Below are 17,572 nucleotides of genomic sequence, written 5' to 3' on the forward strand. Positions count from 1 at the left end.
AGCGGTGGCGGGGGAGGCGGCGCGGGGGTCAGGAGACCCAGGCGAGGATGAGGATCATCGTGGCGAGGAAGCCGGCGATGTAGTTCAGCGCGATGAACCGGCGCCAGGCGCGGTTCGTGCCGGCCGAGGTCTCGTCGGTGACGTTCCACCACGGCGCGGCGTTGACGATGTAGGGAAGCGCCAGCACGGCGGCGAGCGGTCCGGGCCAGGGGGTCAGCAGCATCGCGGCGCCGGCGATCGTCCAGAGCACGAGGGAGAGCCGGACGGTGGCCCTGGCGCCGATCACGGTCGCGATGGACGAGATGCCGCCCTCGCGATCGGGTCCGATGTCCTGCACGGCGCCGAAGGCATGGGCCGCCATGCCCCAGAGGAAGAAGGCGACGAGGACGAGGACGGTGGTCGTGGTGACGGGGGCTCCGGCGAGGGAGAGGCCCACGAGGGCGGGGCTGACGAAGTGGGTGCTCGAGGTCACGGAGTCCAGGAAGGGCCGCTCCTTGAAGCGCAGCACCGGTGCCGAGTAGGCGAGGACGGCGAAGACGCTGACGGCGAGCCACAGCCAGGATGCCGGAGTGCCGACCGCGAACAGGTAGACGAGGAAGGGCACGTTCGTGACCGCCGCTGCCCACAGCGTCGCACGGTGGATCCGCGGGGACAGCAGCGCGCCCTCGATCCCACCCTTGCGGGGGTTGGCCAGATCGGAGGCGTAGTCGAAGACGTCGTTGATGCCGTACATCGCGAGGTTGTACGGGATGAGGAAGTACAGCGTCCCGATCACGAACGTCGCGTCGATCTCCCTGGTGCTCAACAGGTAGGCGGCGGCGAAGGGGAAGGCGGTGTTGATCCAGCTGATCGGTCGGGAGGAGAGGACGACCTGGGCGATGTCGCGGCCGAGGCCCCCGGTGCGGGACGTCTGATCGGTCATGCCTGCTCCTCCGTCCGGGCGGCGGCGCGTGTCCGGGAGCGGCGCCCGCGGAGCGCGGTCCACAGCGCGGGGAGCAGCAGCACCCCGGCCAGCGGGTAGGCGAAGTCCTCGATCGGGGCGAGCCCGATGTGCAGGCCGGCGAGCGGGCCGGGCGCGTAGTGGAAGAGTCCGGTGGCGATCATGACGGTGTCGAACACGGCGGTCAGCACGAGGAGGGCGAGGGCGGTCAGCGCGAGGGCGCCGAGGTGCGGGATGCGGCGCGCGGCGACGCCGAGCGCGACCGCGGCGAGGACGGCGACGGCGAGGAACACGGCGGACAGCTGCAGGTAGGTCATCGCGCCGCTCCTTCCGCCTCGGAAGTGCCGCGGCGGCGCTCCAGGACGCGCACGGCGCCGCCGTAGAGCACCATCGTGCACACGACGAGGAAGACGAGGAAGATCGGCTCTTCGAGAGGGAGTTCGGGAGCCAGGACGATGCCCGTGGCGATCGCCGCCTCACCGCGGAAGAAGATCCCCGCCGCGATACCGGCCACATCCCACACGAGGAAGAAGGCGAGGCCGACGGCGGTGACGACGGCCGCCGCCACGGCATCGCGCCAGAAGAACAGGCGGAACCGCCAGTCCAGCAGCAGCATGCAGCCGAGGGAGACGAGCAGGGCGGCCAGGTAGATCGCGCCCATCATGCCCGCTCCGCGCTCGTCGGGCGTGGGGCCGGCTCCGGCAGCGGACCGGGGGAGTGGTCGCCCCGGATGCGCTTGAGCACGATCTCGGCGCTGATAAGGCACATCGGCACGCCCACACCGGGGGCGGTGGTCGCTCCGGCGTAGTACAGCCCCTGCACGCGCCGGGACGCGTTCTGCGCGCGGAACATCGCGCTCTGCGACAGGATGTGCGCGGGCCCGAGCATCCCGCCCCGCCAGGAGTGGTAGTCGTCGCGGAAGTCGGCCGGCCCCACGGTCTCCCGGACGACGATGCGCTCCCGCAGGTCGGGGATCCCCGCCCACGTCTCGATCAGGTCGATCGCGGCGTCCGCAGCCTTCTCGACAGCCGCGGAGCCGGCGCCGTCGCTTCCCCCGTGCCCGAGATCGACGTCGGCCGGCACCGGCACCAGCACGAAGAGGTTCTCGTACCCGTCCGGCGCGACCTCGGCGTCGGTGGCGCTGGGGCGGCAGACGTAGGTGGACGCCGGGCTGGGGACGGCAGGGGTGCGACCGAAGATCGCGTCGAAGTTCGCATCCCAGTCGTCGGTGAAGAAGAGCGAGTGATGGGGGAGCTCGGGCAGGGCGCCGCGGACGCCGAGCATCACGAGCACGCCGCCGGGCCCGCTCGTGCGCCGCGCCCACCAGGACTCCGGATAGGACTGCAGCGTCGGGGGCAGCAGCGCCGTCTCCGTGTGGTGCAGATCGGCGCCGGAGACCACGATGTCCGCGTCCTCCACGTGCTGGTGGCCGTCGCGGTCCGTCCAGCCGACCCCGGTCGCATGGGTCGCGCCGTCGGCATCCTGGGTGCGGATCCAGGTGACCTCCGCGCCGGTGACGATCCGGGCGCCGGCATCCTGGGCCAGCGCCGCCAATCGCTCGACGACGCGCCAGAAGCCGCCCTGCGGATACAGCACGCCCTGGTCGAGGTCGAGCGCGCTCATCAGGTGGTACATCGCCGGGGCCGTCCGGGGATCGGTGCCGAGGAAGACCGCGGGGTAGCCCAGGATCTGGCGCAGCACCGGGGTCCGGAAGCGGCGGGCGGCGAAGGCCTGGAGGCGCGTGCCGAGCAGCGAGAAGAGCCGAGGGAGCGCGCGCACCACCTCAGGCGCGGCCAGCGTCCTGGTCCGGGTGAACGGGTTGTAGAGGAAGTAGCTCCTTGCCATGGCGCCGGCGTCGTGGGCGGAGGTGAGGTAGGTGTCGAGCGCGGCGGCGGAGCCGGGTTCCATCGACTCGAACAGCGCCGAGACGGCGTCCCGTCCGGCGGGCACCGTCACCGGAGCGTCGCCGGACTCGGGGGAGCGGAAGACGCGGTACCCCGGGTCGAGCAGGGTCAGGTCGAGCTGCTCCTCGGTGCTCGTGCCCATCATCGCGAAGTAGTGGTCGAACACCTCGGGCATCAGGTACCACGAGGGGCCGGAGTCGAATCGGAAGCCGTCGCGCTCGATGGTGCCCGCCCGTCCGCCGACGCGGTCGTTCTTCTCCAGGACCACGACGTCGTGGCCGTCGCGCGCGAGCAGCCCGGCCGTGGCCAGGCCGGCCACGCCCGCGCCGATGATGACGATGCGGCTCATCGGTCCCGCTCCATGCTCGTGACGACGACGGCCCGCGCGGCGAGCAGCGCCTTGATCGGATCCGGCACGCGGACCCGCCGGCGGTACAGCTCCGCGGCCGGCGTCCGCGCGACCTTCCGGGTCAGGGCCGCGAAGAGGGCGAGGGCGCTGCGCACCGCGGCACGGGCGTCCTTCGGGAGCAGCGGGATCGCAGCTCTCGCGTCGGCGAGCTGACGGTGGACGGTGTCGACCCAGGCGTCGCGGTCGGCATCGGTGAGACGAGCTGAGCCGCCGAGGTAGCCGCGCTGCAGGCGGTCGGTGTCGTCGGCCAGATCGCGGAGGAAGTTCACGTTCTGGAACGCGGCTCCCAGCCGCCGAGCCCCGCGCTCGAGGATCTCGAGCTCGGCCGGCGTCCGCGTGGCGTCGCGGAGGAAGACCCGCAGGCACATGAGTCCCACGACCTCCGCCGACCCGTAGACGTACGCGGCATGCGCGTCGGCGTCGTAGGCCGTGAAGCCGGAGTCGCCGGCGATGTCGGCGCGCATCGAGTCGAAGAACGGCCGGGTGAGGTCCTCGCCGATCCCGCACTCTCGCGCCGTCCGCGCGAACGCGTGCAGGATGAGGTCGCTGCTGTAGCCGGTCCGCATCGACCGATGGGTCTCCGCGATGTACGAGTCCAGGGCGGCCGCCTGGGCGCCCGCGTCGAGCCCGGCCTCGGCGGCGACGCCGTCGACGATCTCGTCCGCGATGCGCACCATGGCGTAGATGTTCCGGACGTGCTGACGATGACGTCGCCCGAGGAGGCGGGTGGCCAGGCCGAACGATGTCGAATAGGTGCGGATCACGTCGGAGGTCGCGATCTCGGCGGTGCGGCTGAAGCGGCGCAGCGCCGCGTCGTCGCGATGCTCGGCGGGGGTCGCGGTCATCGGCTGCGGCCCTCGATCCGGTCGGCGAGCGCGAGGACCACGCGTCCTGCATCGGCGGAGAGCGTGCCCGCCTCCTCCGCTTCCGCGAGCACCGTCGAGACGGCGGCGAGCTGCTCCTCCACGAGACCGCGGACGAAGCCCTCCGCGCCGCATTCGCGGAGGCGGTCGCGCATCTCCGCCGCGTCCTCGACGCTCAGGTCGGTGGCTCCGAACCGCAGCTCGATGCTGGGCCAGTGGCTGGTCATCCGCGCGTAGGCGATGATCGCGGTCTCCTTGCCCTCGCGGAGGTCGGAATAGGGGTCCTTGCCATGCGTCTCCGGATCCCCGAACACGCACAGCAGGTCGTCCTGCAGCTGGTAGGCGAGGCCGAGGTGGCCGCCGATCTCGGTCAGCTGTTCCTCGGCTGCCGTCGACGCCCCCGACAGGATGGCCGCCGCGCGGAGGGGGAGGACGAACGAATAGGCGGCCGTCTTCGACGCGCTCGTGGCGAGGATGGTGCGGAGGTCGGCCGCGATGATGCCGTCGCTGAGGGCGACGTCCGAGTGCTCGCCGGCGACGGTCTCGAACACCGTCGTCTCGAGGAGGGCGAGGAGCCGCTCCCGTCGCGTGGCGGGGATGTCGGCGCGGGCGAACCCGAGCACGGCACTGGACAGGAGGAGGTCTCCGAGGAGGATGGCGCTCGACCGGCCCCAATGCAGCGCCGCCTCGCCACCGGCATCGGGGCGACGGGAGACGAGGGAGCCGATGAGGTTGGGGCGGCGGCGGCGCGTGAGGTCGCCGTCGATCACGTCGTCGTGCAGGAGGAACGCGAAGTGCAGGAGCTCGACATGAGCGGCCACGTCGATCGCCCGGGCGGTGTCCTCCGCCGTGAGGGGAGCCGTGGTGAGCGCGGACAGGAGGTCCATGAGCATCCGCGGACGCAGGAGCTTCCCGCCGAGAGCGTGCTCGGCCGCGGTGTGCCACAGCGCGGCGAACTCCGCCCCGTAGTGCTCGGCGGCGACCGCGCGCTCGGCGAAGCGTCGTCGCAGCACCGCCTCGATGCGGGTGCCGAGGTCTTCCTCTGTCACTGTGACGGCCATGGCTCAGACCTCTCCGTGTCGTCGGAGGAGCGGGAGCTGCTCCGCGAGCCAGGGGCTGAAGGCGAAGGGGGTGCGGATGACCGCGGCGAGCAGGTCGTCCACGTCGACCCATTCCCACTCCGCCACCTCGTCGGGATTCGCGGCGGGCTGCCCGTCGATCACGGCGACGTGCACCGGGCAGATCTCGTTCTCCACGATGCCGCTCGCGTCCACGGCGCGGTAGCGGTAGTCGGGGAGGGCGAGGCGGATCTCGGTCACCTGGATGCCCAGTTCGTCGGAGCCGCGCCGGCGCACCGCGTCGGTCATGTCCTCGCCGGGCTGCGGGTGCCCGCAGAAGCTGTTGGTCCAGACGCCGGGCCACGTGCGCTTGCCGAGGGCGCGACGGGTGACGAGCAGGCGTCCCTCCCGATCCTGCACGTAGCAGGAGAAGGCGAGGTGGAGGGGCGTGTCGGTCGTGTGGACTTCGCTCTTGGGCAGGATGCCGACGGCAGTCCCGTCTTCGGCGAGGAGTGTGACGTTGTCCATGGCGCCCTCTCGTCGTTTAGCTAACCTGGCGAAATATCAACTTAGCATGAAGCTGTTGGTGTGTAACATGATCGCATGCACTCCGAGCCCCGCACCACCCCGGTCGCCGAGGCGCCGGCGACCGCGGGGCCGGACGACCTGACCCATGGCGCGATCTACGACGTCGAGGCCAGCGATCCGCGCAGCACGCTCATCGACCGCTCCGGCGTCGCGCCGGAGGATCTGCGGCAGATCGCTCGCGTCATGGAGGCGCTCGGCGGATTGCGCGACGCCGAGCAGCGGCTGTCGCAGGCGTCGCGCCGGTACATGCAGCTGAACGAGACCGACATGCGGGCGCTGCACTATCTGATCGTGTGCGCGAATCGGTCGCTGGTGGCGACCCCCAGCGGGATCGCCCATCACCTCGGGGTCTCGACCGCAGCGACGACGAAGCTGCTCGACCGGCTCGAGAAGGGCGGGCACATCCGGCGCTCGCCGCATCCCACAGACCGACGGGCCCTCGCGATCACGATCACTCCGGAGACCAGGCACGCCGCGATGGAGACGGTCGGGCGGCAGCAGGCCAAGCGCTTCTACGCGGCCGCGCGGTTGTCGGCGGCGGAGCGCGATGTGGTGATCCGGTTCCTCCAGGACATGACGGAGGAGATCACCCTGCGTGACGAGCCGTGGGCCGCGCAGGGCGCACACGAAGATCCCGCCCGACCGTGAGGTGGGGCGGGACCGGATCAATGAGCGGCGCGGTACGCGTCCAGGATGGGGGCCGGAACTCGTCCCCGCTCCGAGAGCGTGTACCCGTTCTCCTTCGCCCATGCGCGGATCGCCGCGACCTCGGGGTTGCGTGAGGGCCGCTTCCGCGACGAGGAGGAGGACGAGGAGCGCCCTCCGCCGGTGGACGCACCGGATCCCGCCCGACGCCCTGCCGTGATGTACGGCTCGAGGGCCTGGCGCAATTCCTCGGCGTGCGCGGAATTCAGATCGATCTCGTAGGAGGTGCCGTTCAGCGAGAAATGCACGGTCTCGCCCTCTCCGACCTCCAGGACGGTGCCGTCGATATCGTCGACCAGCTGGTGCACAATTCGTCTCGCCATGACGGCGACTTTATCGCGGCGGCGGGAATGCGCACAACAAAAGCCGCTCCTTCATGGCGCCGTATGACGCGGTCGCGGAGAATGCCCGATTCAGGGAAGCAGACCCGCGCGACGTGCTTTGGTCACGGCGGCATGCCGCGTCGACGCGTCCAATTTCGACATCGCGGTGCCGAGATAGGCCTTGACGGTGCCTTCCCGCAGACCGAGATGCGCGGCGATCTCCGCATTCGTCGATCCGAGGGCGGCGCACGCGAGCACGTCGGTCTCGCGCGGGGAGAGGTGGATGACGGGAACGGGGCCGGTCGTCGTCGGGAGGTCGTCGCCGGCGAGGGTCAGCAGTCGGCGCTCGACCTGCGCCAGCCGCGCGCGGATGCCGGCGTCGTCGACGGTGGCGGCGATGCTGCGCAGCTCCGCGAAGCTCTCCCGCAACTCCTCGCGCTGGGCCGGCGCGACGGCGGCGGGCGACGGGGACGCGGCCCGCAGACGGCGCTGCACCTCGTCACGGATGCGCAGCTCATCGGCGACGGATTGGGCGACCTGCATCGCCGGTGCCGTCGTCACGCCGCCGATCCTCTCCTCGGCCCAGGCGCCGGCATAGAGCACGCCGCGGGGGCGGCCCTGGACGACGATCGGCAGGGCGAGCAGTGTCCGCAGGCCTTCGCCGAGCACGAAGACGTCGTAGTCGTGGGTGATCTGGCGGGAGGAGCCGTAGTCGCTCGTCATCCGCGGGCGCAGCTCCATCATGGCGCGGCCGCCGAGACCGCGCTCGGGGCGCACGCGGAGCCCGTCGAGAGCGCGGGTGCGGGCCCCGACGATGCTCGTGACACTCACGACGCCCTCTTCGATCAGCCCGCCGAACGCGACGGGGAAGCGCGTGCGCCGCGCGAGCTCGCGCACCGCGTTGGCGACGAGCTCGGCCTCGGATTCGACGGTGATCGGAGAGCTCACGAATACCTACTTTCGGGGGTGACGGCACCGTTCCCCGTTTCGTAGCGTCGACCCTACCACTCGGGCGGCGACAGCCGCGCGTGCAGCGGACATGTGGCAAGGAGGCCCCATGAGCGAACAGGTTCCGACCCCTCAGAACGGTGCGATCGATTATGTCGCCGTCGAGCAATCCCCTCGATTCCTGCGATTGAAACGGACGCAGCGGTCCTTCATCTTCCCCCTCGCCGCGTTCTTCCTCGTGTGGTATTTCGTCTACGTGCTGCTGGCGGCATTCGCCCGCGATTTCATGGCGCAGCGCGTCTGGGGGGATATCACCGTCGGGCTGCTCTTCGGGCTCGGTCAGTTCGTGACGACATTCGCCATCACGATGGCGTATGTCGCATTCGCTAATAGGAAGCTCGACCCCCTGGCGTCCGAGATCCGTGAAGAACTCGAGAAGGCGCAGGCGGACGCATGACCATCATCCGCACGGCCACCGAGGATGTCGCCCTCGACATCAACCCGGTGTTCAACATCTCGATCTTCCTCGCCTTCGTCGCGGTGACGTTGTTCATCGTGATCCGCGCCAGTCGGAACAACAAGACGGCCGCCGACTACTACGCGGCCGGTCGTTCCTTCACCGGGCCCCAGAACGGATTCGCGATCGCCGGCGACTACCTCTCCGCCGCGTCGTTCCTCGGCATCTGCGGCGCCATCGCGATCAACGGGTACGACGGATTCCTCTACTCCATCGGATTCCTCGTCGCCTGGCTGGTCGCGCTGCTGCTCGTGGCGGAGCTCATGCGCAACACCGGCAAATTCACGATGGCGGACGTGCTCTCGTTCCGCTTGAAGCAGCGTCCGGTGCGGATGGCGGCGGCGATCACCACGCTCGCGGTCTGCTTCTTCTACCTCCTCGCGCAGATGGCGGGGGCGGGCGGTCTCGTGTCCCTGCTGCTGGGGATCGACGGGCGCATCGGGCAGTCGGTCGTCATCGCCGTCGTCGGCATCCTCATGATCGTCTACGTGCTCATCGGCGGCATGAAGGGCACCACCTGGGTGCAGATCGTCAAGGCGGTGCTCCTCATCGGCGGTGCCCTGGCGATGACGATCTGGGTCCTCGCGATCAACGGCTTCAGCCTGAACACCCTCCTGGAGGCGGCGGTGGCCAACTCCGACAAGGGCGAGGCGGTGCTGGCGCCCGGTCTGCAGTACGGCGCCAACCCGTGGGACTTCCTGTCGCTGGGCATGGCCCTCGTGCTCGGCACCGCGGGACTGCCGCACGTGCTCATGCGCTTCTACACCGTGCCGACGGCCAAGGAGGCACGGCGGTCGGTGGTCTGGGCGATCTGGCTGATCGGCGGGTTCTACCTGCTGACCCTCGTGCTCGGGTACGGCGCGGGCGCCCTCGTCGGCGCCGACGTGATCGCCGCGGCACCCGGCGGGGTGAACTCGGCCGCCCCGCTGCTGGCGTTGAAGCTCGGCGGTCCGGTGCTCCTCGGGTTCATCTCCGCGGTGGCGTTCGCCACGATCCTCGCGGTCGTCGCCGGACTCACCATCACGGCGGCGGCGTCGTTCGCCCACGACATCTACGCGAACGTCATCCAGAAGGGGCGCAAGGACGCCTCGGGGAAGCCGGTCGAGCCCGATCCCAACGGCGAAGTCCGCGTGGCGCGTCGTACCGTGATCGTCATCGGCATCCTCGCGATCGTCGGCGGCATCGGGGCGCAGGGGCAGAACATCGCCTTCCTCGTGGCGCTCGCCTTCGCGGTGGCGGCGTCGGCCAACCTGCCGACGATCCTCTACTCGCTGTTCTGGCGCCGGTTCACGACGCGGGGCGCGGTGTGGAGCATGTACGGCGGGCTCGGTTCGGCGATCATCCTCATCATCCTGTCGCCCGTGTTCTCCGGCACGCCGACGTCGATGATCCCCGGGATCGACATCGCCGTCTGGCCGTTGAACAACCCGGGCATCGTGTCCATACCGCTCGGGTTCGCGCTCGGCTGGCTCGGGACCGTCACCAGCACGCGGCGCGAGTCTCCCGAGCTGGCGGCCGAGATGGAGGTGCGCTCGCTCACCGGCTTCGGCGCGGAGAAGGCCGTCGACCACTGACGCGACCTCCTCGGGTGCGGGCCCGGCGGCCTACTCGCCGGGCCCGCACCCCAGGAGCGGGGTTCATCGCGACTCGAGGTCCAGCAGGAAGCGCTTCCGCTCCGGATGGCCGCCGTAGTGCCCCGCGGAGCCGTCGGATCGCACGACCCGGTGCACGGGCACGATGATCGAGAACGGCGTGAGGCGGCACGCCGTCCCGACGGCGCGCGCCGCCCCCGGGTGGCCGGCCAGCACCGCGACCTCCCCGTAGCTCAGGGTCTGGCCCCAGGGGATGTCGCACACGGTGTGCAGCGCCGCCCGGTGGAAACCCTCCACGAGACGCCAGTCGAGACGCAGATGCTCGTCGAAGCGCACGGGGTCGCCGTCGAAGTACGCGTCCAGGAGCGGGACGAGCTCGTCGGCCGCGCCCGGGTCGGGCTCCGGGACGGCACCGAGCTGCCGCGAGACGCTTTCGAGCAGCCACGGCACCTGCGGGTCTGCGGACTCGGAGAGGTCGAAGCGCACGATGCCCTCGTCGGAGAAGACCGCGAGGGCGTCGCCGAAGGGCGTCGGAGCGAAGTCATAGCGGAAAGTCATGTCCCCATCCTGGCCGCCGAATCCGGGCGCAGAACGGCGCGAGACGGAGCGGTTCCGCGTTCGGTGGAGAACGGCAGCGCGCGGACACGAGGGGAGGAGTAGTCGGCGGAGCGCGGTGCCGGGCTGTTTTTCACCGGAAACCCGCCGTGGATACCGATCTCCGACGGTGTCGCGCCTAGGGTGTGAGTGTGTGGCGACGGGAAAGCAGGTCTGCGAACAGCACAGCGGTGGACAACGCTGTGTCCCTCGGTGACCTGCACGACTCGTCCACCGGAGTCGGGATCGCGCACGCCGCCGAGGCCGAGCGCACGCGCCTGCGGGCCGAAGCCGCCGATCTGGGCGGTCCTTCGCCGCTGAGCAGCTTCCGCGACGGGCCGGAATCCGGCATCGACATCTCCAAGGCGCACCCGGGCAGTCTCCCGCAGTTCATCACCGGCAAGTCGACGCTCCTCTCCAACCTCTTCCGCGACGAGGTGGGCCTGCGTACCGCGCGGCTGGCCGCCGAGCGCATCACGGCCAAGAACACCGAGCTGCGCACGGTCCGCGGCATCGAAGCCGTGCACCTCGCCGTCGGCGTCGCGCGGTGGCGCATCGGCGGGGCGACCTTCGCTGCCCCTGTCCTGCTGCGACCCCTCGCGATCCGCCGCCATCACACCGACTTCGAGCTCAAGCTGCAGGGGGCGTTCGAGGTGAATCCGGAGCTCGTCCGGGTCGCCCGCGAGCACTTCGGGCTGTCGCTCGACGCCTCAGCCCTCGCGGCGCTCGCCTACGACGGCGGCATCTTCAAGCCGCAGCCGGTGATCGACAGCCTGCGCGGTCTGACCCGATCGATCGAGACGTTCTCCGTCGAGCCTCGACTCGTCGTCTCCACCTTCGCCGATGTCGCTGGCGCCATGGCCCAGGACGGCGGCAGCCGCGACCACCCGGTCCTCAACGCCCTCGGCGGCCACGTCGGCGATCGCGAGCAGGTCACGGCACCGCGCGCCGTCCCGCACCACGTCGGTCCGGACGACCGCGCGCCCGCCTCGGACACGCTCCTCCTCGACGCGGATGCCGAGCAGGAGGCGGTGCTGGCCCGCATCACCGCCGGTCACTCCCTCACGGTGGCGACGCTGCCGGGCACCGGCGGTACGCAGACCGTCATCAACGCGCTGGGCGAGCTCGTCCGCGCCGGCAAGAAGGTGCTCGTCGTCTCGGCCCGCCGGTCGACGCTCGACGGCGTGCGCCACCGCCTCGCCGGCATCGGCCTCGACAGCCTCGCGGTGTCCCCGGCGAGCCTGCGCCGAGACCTCGTCCGTGCGATCGGCAGGAACGAGAAGGCGACCGCGCCCAAGGTGAGCGAGGTCGACGACGCGCTCGTGCGGCTGCGCACGGTGCTCCGCGACTATCGCGACGCTCTGACCGTTCCGATCCCCGGCCTCGACGCCTCCGTCCTGGACGCGACCAGGCACCTCACCCGTCTCGCGTCCCTGCCGGTCCCGCCGTCGACCACGGCCCGACTGAGCGTGGACGCCCTGCGCCGGCTCGCGCAGGATCGCACCGAGGCGGCCGCCGCACTGGCTCAGGCCGCACGACTCGGCGAGTTCCGCGTCGGACCGAACGATTCGCCCTGGTACGGCGTCACCTTCGGCAGCACCGAGGCCGCCCGCGCCGCCCACGAGCTCGCCGGGCGCCTCCATGCCGTCAGCGTGCCCGCCCTGCTGGAGCGCGGCTACGAGCTCATCGCGCAGACGCACATGCGACCGTTCTCGACGATCGACGAGCTCGGCGACTACCTCGAGCTGCTGCAGGGCATCCGCGACACCCTGGACCGGTTCAGCCCGACGGTGTTCGAGCGTCCGCTCGGGGAGCTCATCCAGGCGCACGGCTCCCGCCGGGACGCACCCGGGATGTCCGGAGCGAACCGTCGCCGCCTCCGCCGCCTCGCGAAGGAGTACGTCCGCCCCGGCGTGCACGTGACGGAGATGCACGAGGCGCTGCTGCGCATTCAGACCCAGCGCACCCAGTGGCAGCGCTACGTCGACGCGGGCGTCGCGCCGGAGATCCCGCTCGGCCTCGCCGACGTGTTCGCCTCCTGGCAGCGGGTGGAGGCTGAGCTGGCAGAGCTGGACGCGGCACTCGGCCGCCACGAACCGCTGTCCTCGCTGCCGGTCGCGCGACTCGTGCGCATGCTCGCGGGTCTCGCCGCGAAGTCCGACGTCTTCGAGAACCTCGTCGAGCGCGCGCAGCTGCGTGACAAGCTCGCCCTCCTCGGCCTGGAGCCGTTGCTGACCGAGCTCTCGGTTCGCCATGTCTCCGAAGCGCGGGTGGGGGACGAGCTCGAGTTCGCCTGGTGGCAGTCCCTCCTCGAGCGCGCGCTGCAGGACAACCGCGCGCTGCTCGGAGCGAACACCGCCGTGGTCGACCGCCTCGAGCGCGACTTCCGGCTGGTCGACGAGGCCCACGCGGCGATGGCGGGACCGCTGCTCGCCTGGCAGCTCGCGAACCAGTGGCGCATCGCCATCGTCGACGAGCCTGAGCAGTCGCAGAACCTGCGCCGCGCCCTGACGCAGTCCGCGACGACGGCCGCCGAGGTCGTCAGCGCCGCGCCGACCCTCGTCGACGTCCTGGCTCCGGTCTGGATCTCGTCGCCCTACCTCGTCCCGGAGATCCCGGACGCGGTGGAGTTCGACACCGTGCTCCTCGTCGACGCCGCGGCCATCAACCTCGCCGAGGCGGCCCCGGCGATCCGCCGTGCCCGGCAGGTCGTCGCCTTCGGAGACCCGGTCACGCAGCGGCCCTCTCCCTTCCGCATCGCGGTCGACCCCGCGGAGGACTGGGAGGAGGAGGTCCCGTTCGACGAGGTCTCCGTCTTCGAGCGGCTGTCCGAGCTGTTCCCCGTGATGACGCTGACCCGGAGCTACCGTGCCGGCGGCGAGGACATCGCGGAGCTCATCAACGACGCGTTCTACGGCGGCGAGATCGTCTCCCTTCCGTGGGCGGGGTCGTACCTGGGCCGGGGCAGCCTCACCGTCGACTACGTCGAAGGGGGCACCGGGACGCCCGATCCCGTGTCCGGCGCCGTCGAGAGCCCGGACGCCGAGGTCGCCCGCGTCGTCACGCTCGTCGTCGAGCACGCCGTGCACCGCCCGACGGAGTCGCTCATGGTGGTCACCGCCAGCACCCGTCACGCGGAGCGCGTGCGGGCCGCCGTGACCGCCGCCTTCGCCGGCCGCTCCGACGTCGCCGACTTCGTCGCCCGCGACACCGCGGAGCCGTTCGCCGTGCTCACGCTCGAGGAGTCCGTCGCCGAGAGCCGCGACCGCGTCATCTTCTCGCTCGGCTTCGGACTCACCAAGCACGGCCGCGTCCTCAGCGACTTCGGCGACCTGTCGACGCCGGACGGGGAGCGGCTGCTGACCGTCGGGATGACCCGGGCGCGGCGTTCCATGGTGATCGTCTCGTCCATCCGCCCCTCGGCCTTCGACGACGGGCGTCTCGAGCACGGCGCGGCCACGCTCATGTCGATCCTCGGCGGTCTCGCGGCGCGCGCCCGCGACGCGCGCCTGGAGGATCTGGCCGACCCGCTCACGCTCGCACTGGCCAGGGAGCTCCGGCGTCTCGGGGCCTCCGTCGACGTCGACTACCGAGGGCTCCTGCCGCTCGTGGCGCAGCACAACGGCAAGGCCGTCGTGATCGAGTCCGATCCCGAGTCCCGGGGGGAGTCGCTGCGCGAGACGCTCCGGCTGCGCCCGCATGTGCTCCGCCGCCTCGGCTGGCACTACGTCCGCGTGCACGCGTTCGACCTCTACAGTGACCCGCGCACCGTGGCGTCCCGGATCGCGACGGTGCTCGGCATCTCGGAGTCGGCCCTGCGCGCGGAGAACGACACGCAGCCCCTCGACCTCGGCGACCACCGGAATGACTGACGGCCGTGACGAGCCGCGTCAGCGGGTCGTCCGGGTGTCGGGCTCCCGGCGGGCGCGGCTGACGCCCGTCGAGGGCAGCGACCCGGCGCCGGAGGTCCCGGAGGGCCAGGCGCCGCGCCGGTCCGCCCCCGGCGATCGGAAGGGTCCCAACGACGACCAGCTCCTCCGCGACGTGCCTCCGCACTACTGAGGCGGCCGCACCCGGAACGAGAAAGACCCACGGCCCTCCGAGGAGAGCCGTGGGTCGTGAGCGCGGTGCGGTCAGACGCCGCGCGGACCCTGCTGGGTCTTGAGCAGATCGCGGATCTCGACGAGCAGCTCCGCCTCGGTCGCGGCGGCCGGCTCCTCCTCCGGCTCCTCGGCGGGCGTGCCCTTGCGTGCCTCGACGTGCGCCTTGAACGTGTTCATCGGCAGGACGAAGACGAAGTAGACCACGACCGCGACGGCGAAGAAGCTGATGATCGCCGAGATGAGGTCGCCGATCGGGAAGGTGACGGTCTCGCCGTAGATGTTGGTCACCGGGATGCCGAACTTCCCCGCCGCGTCCGCCTTGAGGAAGAGGGCGATGAGCGGCTCGATGACGCTCTTCACGACCGCGTTCACGACGGCCGTGAAGGCGGTGCCGATGACGACCGCGACGGCGAGATCGATGACGTTCCCGCGGAGCAGGAAGTCCTTGAAACCTTTGAGCATGGAAACCCCCAAGTCGACTGGGCCTCAGTTCGAGGCGGGAGTCGACGCAGCAGCCGGTTTGGCGCTCGTCGTCGAATCCGACTTCGATGATGCCGAAGCATCCTTCGAACCCCCGGATTTGGCGCGCGAGTCCGTGCGATAGAAGCCGGAGCCGTTGAAGGTCACGCCGATCGAGCCGTACTGCTTGCGCAGCGCGCCGCCGCACTCGGGGCAGACCGTGAGCGCGTCGTCGGAGAAGCTCTGGACGGCGTCGAACTGGTGCCCGCACGCGGTGCAGGCATAGGCGTAGGTGGGCATGGCGGTCCTTGCGGGTCAGCGTCGCCGAGGCGACAGATGCAGCGTCTGCGACGGGGTCACGATGCCGTCGACCGGCTGATCGTGCACCTCGCGCGGCAGTTCGTCGAGTACCTCGGAATCATAGATCACCGCGTACACCGGAGGGCACTTCTCCATGGAGCCTATGGTCTTGTCGAAGTAGCCGCGGCCCCAGCCCATGCGCATCCCCGAGCGGTCGACGGCGGCGGCGGGGACGATCATCAGATCGACGTCGTTCACCGCGATCGGCCCGAGCACCTCGCCGGTGGGCTCGGGCAGCCCGTACAGGCCTTCCGCGATCTCGTCGGTGTCGTCGGCGACCGCCCAGTCCAGCAGTCCGTCGGAGCGGGTGACCGGGAGGAGCACCCGGATCCCGCGGCGGACCGCGCGGGTGACGAACTCCCTGGTGCCCGGCTCCGTGGTGGTGGAGAGGAAGCAGGAGACGGAGCGGGCGCCGAGCTCGTCGACGAGGGCGTCCAGCCGTTCGCCGATCGCCGTGGCAGCGGCTTCGCGCTGGGGATCGGACAGCAGCTGACGCCGCTCGCGCAGCTCCGCGCGGAGGGCTCGCTTGGCGTGCTCGACGTCGTTAGCCATGGTCCGAGTCTAGGGCGGCCCCCACCGGTAGGCTGTGGGAATGGCTCACGAGAAGATCAAGGCTGTCATTCCCGCTGCCGGGCTGGGGACACGATTCCTGCCCGCGACGAAGGCGATGCCGAAGGAGATGCTCCCCGTCGTCGACAAGCCGGCGATCCAGTACGTCGTCGAGGAGGCGGCGAACGCCGGGATCGAGGACATCCTCGTGATCATCGGACGCAACAAGAACGCGATCTCCAACCACTTCGACTCCGTGCCGGAGCTCGAGGTGAAGCTCATGGAGAAGGGCGACACCGGTCGCCTGGAGCGCGTGATGAAGTCGAGCGACCTCGCCGACATCCACTTCGTCCGTCAGGGCGAGCCCAAGGGTCTCGGCCACGCCGTGCTCCGCGCTCGGACGCACGTCGGCGACAGCTCGTTCGCGGTGCTGCTCGGCGACGACCTCATCGATGAGCGCGACCCGCTGCTCACGGAGATGATCGCGGAGCACGAGCGCACCGGCGCCGCCGTCATCGCCCTCATGGAGGTCGACCCGGACAGCATCCACATGTACGGGGCCGCCGCCGTCGAGCCGATCGAGGGGTCGGACGCCGTTCGTGTCACGGGCCTCGTCGAGAAGCCCGCGAAGGAGGACGCCCCGTCCAACCTCGCGATCATCGGTCGCTACGTGCTCCCCGCGTCGGTCTTCGAGATCCTCGAGCGGACCGAGCCCGGCAAGGGCGGGGAGATCCAGCTCACCGATGCCCTGCAGGAGCTCGCGACGGCGGACGGCGGACCGGGCGTGGTCGGCGTGGTCTTCGGAGGCCGCCGCTACGACACCGGCGACCGCGTGGACTACATCAAGGCGATCGTGCAGCTCGCGGCCGACCGCGACGACCTGGGCTCGGAGCTGCGCCCCTGGCTCAAGGACTTCGCGGAGCGCCTCTAGGCGCCTCGCGGTCGTCGGAGGTGCGGCGTGGAGCTGTCGACGGGGATGCGGCACGGACCGGTCGAGCTGCGTCTGATCCGGACGAAGGACGCGCGGCCTCTGCAGCAGGAGCTGCTCGCGAACCGCGCGTGGCTGCAGCCGTGGGAGGCGACGATCCCGCACGGGGCGGTGTCCTTCGACATGCGGGTCAGCATCCGCCGGCTGCTCCAGCAGTACCGGGATGGCGGCGGCTACCCGTTCGTCATGGAGTACGACGGTGAGGTCGCCGGGCAGCTGAACGTCTGGGGCGTCGCTCGGGGCTCGCTGTGCTCGGCGACGATCGGCTACTGGGTGAGCGAGCGCTTCGCGGGGCGGGGGATCACCCCGACCGCGGTCGCGCTCGCGACCGACGCTTGCTTCACGGAGTACGGGCTGCATCGGATGGAGATCTGCATCCGGCCCGAGAACGCCGCGAGCCTTCGCGTGGTCCAGAAGCTCGGCTTCCGGTACGAGGGGCTGCGCCGGCGGTACATCCACATCGACGGGGACTGGCGCGACCACTACGCCTTCGCCCTCACGCAGGAGGAGGTTCCGCAGGGCGTGCTCGCCCGGTGGATCCACGGACAGGTGCCGCCGCACGCGGCGACGATCCCGCCGGCGGACCGCATCAGCCTCTGACATCGCCCGTTGCGGAAGGACACGCCGCGACACGCGCCCCGACTGCACGGCGCGGCCGGTCCGCCGCCGTTA

Annotated in this window: 20 protein-coding genes; 7 read left to right on the forward strand and 13 right to left on the reverse strand. The window is 70.8% G+C overall.

The window, feature by feature from the left end:
• Nucleotides 1–28: 28 nt before the first annotated feature.
• From BV453_RS07780 to idi, 7 genes are read right to left on the reverse strand one after another with little or no spacing between them, the layout of a single operon-like run.
• Nucleotides 29–922, reverse strand: a complete 894-nt coding sequence (locus BV453_RS07780; RefSeq protein ID WP_249521308.1) for a prenyltransferase — start codon at nt 920–922, stop codon at nt 29–31.
• A complete protein-coding gene (locus BV453_RS07785) occupies nt 919–1,257 on the reverse strand; it encodes a lycopene cyclase domain-containing protein (RefSeq protein WP_025105541.1) in 339 nt (112 codons plus the stop codon). Before BV453_RS07785 ends, BV453_RS07780 begins: the two co-directional genes overlap by 4 nt.
• Nucleotides 1,254–1,601: a lycopene cyclase domain-containing protein gene (locus tag BV453_RS07790; RefSeq protein ID WP_025105542.1), complete on the reverse strand. Its 348-nt coding sequence runs from the start codon at nt 1,599–1,601 to the stop codon at nt 1,254–1,256. Before BV453_RS07790 ends, BV453_RS07785 begins: the two co-directional genes overlap by 4 nt.
• Nucleotides 1,601–3,193, reverse strand: coding sequence for a phytoene desaturase family protein (gene crtI, locus BV453_RS07795; protein ID WP_249521309.1), 1,593 nt, complete (start codon nt 3,191–3,193; stop codon nt 1,601–1,603). Before crtI ends, BV453_RS07790 begins: the two co-directional genes overlap by 1 nt.
• On the reverse strand, nt 3,190–4,098 hold the full coding sequence (locus BV453_RS07800) for a squalene/phytoene synthase family protein (protein ID WP_025105544.1): 909 nt from the start codon (nt 4,096–4,098) through the stop codon (nt 3,190–3,192). Before BV453_RS07800 ends, crtI begins: the two co-directional genes overlap by 4 nt.
• Nucleotides 4,095–5,177: a polyprenyl synthetase family protein gene (locus BV453_RS07805; RefSeq protein ID WP_025105545.1), complete on the reverse strand. Its 1,083-nt coding sequence runs from the start codon at nt 5,175–5,177 to the stop codon at nt 4,095–4,097. Before BV453_RS07805 ends, BV453_RS07800 begins: the two co-directional genes overlap by 4 nt.
• A 3-nt stretch (nt 5,178–5,180) precedes the next feature.
• Nucleotides 5,181–5,702, reverse strand: a complete 522-nt coding sequence (gene idi / locus BV453_RS07810) for an isopentenyl-diphosphate Delta-isomerase (RefSeq protein ID WP_025105546.1) — start codon at nt 5,700–5,702, stop codon at nt 5,181–5,183.
• Between the two features lie 75 nt (nt 5,703–5,777).
• Between idi and BV453_RS07815 the strand changes: the two genes are divergently transcribed.
• The gene (locus BV453_RS07815; RefSeq protein WP_025105547.1) at nt 5,778–6,410 is read left to right on the forward strand and encodes a MarR family winged helix-turn-helix transcriptional regulator; all 633 of its coding nucleotides are present in this window, start codon (nt 5,778–5,780) and stop codon (nt 6,408–6,410) included.
• 17 nt (nt 6,411–6,427) lie between these two features.
• Here the strand turns inward: BV453_RS07815 and BV453_RS07820 are convergent, their stop codons facing one another.
• Nucleotides 6,428–6,790 carry an Lsr2 family protein gene (locus tag BV453_RS07820; RefSeq protein ID WP_025105548.1) on the reverse strand — a complete coding sequence of 121 codons (363 nt, stop codon included), beginning with the start codon at nt 6,788–6,790 and terminating at the stop codon, nt 6,428–6,430.
• Nucleotides 6,791–6,880: 90 nt separating this feature from the next.
• Nucleotides 6,881–7,738, reverse strand: a complete 858-nt coding sequence (locus tag BV453_RS07825; RefSeq protein ID WP_025105549.1) for a LuxR C-terminal-related transcriptional regulator — start codon at nt 7,736–7,738, stop codon at nt 6,881–6,883.
• 109 nt (nt 7,739–7,847) lie between these two features.
• Here BV453_RS07825 and BV453_RS07830 point away from each other — a divergent pair, with 109 nt between their 5' ends.
• Nucleotides 7,848–8,195 carry a DUF485 domain-containing protein gene (locus BV453_RS07830; protein WP_060921784.1) on the forward strand — a complete coding sequence of 116 codons (348 nt, stop codon included), beginning with the start codon at nt 7,848–7,850 and terminating at the stop codon, nt 8,193–8,195.
• Nucleotides 8,192–9,829 (forward strand): cation acetate symporter, encoded by a 1,638-nt coding sequence (locus tag BV453_RS07835; RefSeq protein WP_025105551.1) that lies wholly within the window; start codon nt 8,192–8,194, stop codon nt 9,827–9,829. Before BV453_RS07830 ends, BV453_RS07835 begins: the two co-directional genes overlap by 4 nt.
• Nucleotides 9,830–9,892: 63 nt before the next feature.
• Here BV453_RS07835 and BV453_RS07840 read toward each other — a convergent pair whose 3' ends face one another.
• A complete protein-coding gene (locus BV453_RS07840) occupies nt 9,893–10,405 on the reverse strand; it encodes a methylated-DNA--[protein]-cysteine S-methyltransferase (protein ID WP_085606174.1) in 513 nt (170 codons plus the stop codon).
• Nucleotides 10,406–10,632: 227 nt separating this feature from the next.
• Here BV453_RS07840 and BV453_RS07845 point away from each other — a divergent pair, with 227 nt between their 5' ends.
• Both BV453_RS07845 and BV453_RS07850 read left to right on the forward strand, forming a co-directional pair.
• Nucleotides 10,633–14,313 carry an AAA family ATPase gene (locus BV453_RS07845; RefSeq protein ID WP_249521310.1) on the forward strand — a complete coding sequence of 1,227 codons (3,681 nt, stop codon included), beginning with the start codon at nt 10,633–10,635 and terminating at the stop codon, nt 14,311–14,313.
• Nucleotides 14,306–14,503 (forward strand): hypothetical protein, encoded by a 198-nt coding sequence (locus BV453_RS07850; protein ID WP_249521311.1) that lies wholly within the window; start codon nt 14,306–14,308, stop codon nt 14,501–14,503. Before BV453_RS07845 ends, BV453_RS07850 begins: the two co-directional genes overlap by 8 nt.
• 71 nt (nt 14,504–14,574) lie before the next feature.
• Here BV453_RS07850 and mscL read toward each other — a convergent pair whose 3' ends face one another.
• Genes mscL through BV453_RS07865 form a run of 3 tightly spaced genes read right to left on the reverse strand, consistent with a single transcriptional unit; the run spans nt 14,575 to nt 15,915 of the window.
• Complete coding sequence (gene mscL, locus BV453_RS07855; protein ID WP_102209011.1) at nt 14,575–15,006, reverse strand: large conductance mechanosensitive channel protein MscL; 432 nt, start codon at nt 15,004–15,006, stop codon at nt 14,575–14,577.
• Between the two features lie 24 nt (nt 15,007–15,030).
• On the reverse strand, nt 15,031–15,303 hold the full coding sequence (locus BV453_RS07860; protein ID WP_025105556.1) for an FmdB family zinc ribbon protein: 273 nt from the start codon (nt 15,301–15,303) through the stop codon (nt 15,031–15,033).
• A 15-nt stretch (nt 15,304–15,318) separates the two neighbouring features.
• Entirely contained in the window at nt 15,319–15,915 is a 597-nt protein-coding gene (locus BV453_RS07865; protein ID WP_025105557.1) for a 5-formyltetrahydrofolate cyclo-ligase, read from the reverse strand.
• A gap of 40 nt (nt 15,916–15,955) precedes the next feature.
• Here BV453_RS07865 and galU point away from each other — a divergent pair, with 40 nt between their 5' ends.
• Nucleotides 15,956–16,843: a UTP--glucose-1-phosphate uridylyltransferase GalU gene (gene galU / locus BV453_RS07870; RefSeq protein WP_060921777.1), complete on the forward strand. Its 888-nt coding sequence runs from the start codon at nt 15,956–15,958 to the stop codon at nt 16,841–16,843.
• A 45-nt stretch (nt 16,844–16,888) separates the two neighbouring features.
• The gene (locus BV453_RS07875) at nt 16,889–17,500 is read left to right on the forward strand and encodes a GNAT family N-acetyltransferase (protein ID WP_060921801.1); all 612 of its coding nucleotides are present in this window, start codon (nt 16,889–16,891) and stop codon (nt 17,498–17,500) included.
• The last annotated feature ends 72 nt before the right edge of the window (nt 17,501–17,572 follow it).

It is taken from the genome of Microbacterium sp. ER1 (genome assembly GCF_023383675.1).
Classification (GTDB): Bacteria; Actinomycetota; Actinomycetes; order Actinomycetales; family Microbacteriaceae; genus Microbacterium.

Bases quoted from the DNA above. Each gene is read 5' to 3' on its own strand.
- BV453_RS07800 (WP_025105544.1), bottom strand. From the start codon at position 4,098: ATGACCGCGACCCCCGCCGAGCATCGCGACGACGCGGCGCTGCGCCGC.
- BV453_RS07815 (WP_025105547.1), top strand. From the start codon at position 5,778: ATGCACTCCGAGCCCCGCACCACCCCGGTCGCCGAGGCGCCGGCGACC.
- BV453_RS07835 (WP_025105551.1), top strand. From the start codon at position 8,192: ATGACCATCATCCGCACGGCCACCGAGGATGTCGCCCTCGACATCAAC.
- crtI (WP_249521309.1), bottom strand. From the start codon at position 3,193: ATGAGCCGCATCGTCATCATCGGCGCGGGCGTGGCCGGCCTGGCCACG.
- BV453_RS07820 (WP_025105548.1), bottom strand. From the start codon at position 6,790: ATGGCGAGACGAATTGTGCACCAGCTGGTCGACGATATCGACGGCACC.
- BV453_RS07865 (WP_025105557.1), bottom strand. From the start codon at position 15,915: ATGGCTAACGACGTCGAGCACGCCAAGCGAGCCCTCCGCGCGGAGCTG.
- BV453_RS07780 (WP_249521308.1), bottom strand. From the start codon at position 922: ATGACCGATCAGACGTCCCGCACCGGGGGCCTCGGCCGCGACATCGCC.
- BV453_RS07785 (WP_025105541.1), bottom strand. From the start codon at position 1,257: ATGACCTACCTGCAGCTGTCCGCCGTGTTCCTCGCCGTCGCCGTCCTC.
- BV453_RS07790 (WP_025105542.1), bottom strand. From the start codon at position 1,601: ATGGGCGCGATCTACCTGGCCGCCCTGCTCGTCTCCCTCGGCTGCATG.
- BV453_RS07805 (WP_025105545.1), bottom strand. From the start codon at position 5,177: ATGGCCGTCACAGTGACAGAGGAAGACCTCGGCACCCGCATCGAGGCG.
- BV453_RS07830 (WP_060921784.1), top strand. From the start codon at position 7,848: ATGAGCGAACAGGTTCCGACCCCTCAGAACGGTGCGATCGATTATGTC.
- BV453_RS07840 (WP_085606174.1), bottom strand. From the start codon at position 10,405: ATGACTTTCCGCTATGACTTCGCTCCGACGCCCTTCGGCGACGCCCTC.
- BV453_RS07875 (WP_060921801.1), top strand. From the start codon at position 16,889: ATGCGGCACGGACCGGTCGAGCTGCGTCTGATCCGGACGAAGGACGCG.
- mscL (WP_102209011.1), bottom strand. From the start codon at position 15,006: ATGCTCAAAGGTTTCAAGGACTTCCTGCTCCGCGGGAACGTCATCGAT.
- galU (WP_060921777.1), top strand. From the start codon at position 15,956: ATGGCTCACGAGAAGATCAAGGCTGTCATTCCCGCTGCCGGGCTGGGG.
- idi (WP_025105546.1), bottom strand. From the start codon at position 5,702: ATGGACAACGTCACACTCCTCGCCGAAGACGGGACTGCCGTCGGCATC.
- BV453_RS07860 (WP_025105556.1), bottom strand. From the start codon at position 15,303: ATGCCCACCTACGCCTATGCCTGCACCGCGTGCGGGCACCAGTTCGAC.
- BV453_RS07850 (WP_249521311.1), top strand. From the start codon at position 14,306: ATGACTGACGGCCGTGACGAGCCGCGTCAGCGGGTCGTCCGGGTGTCG.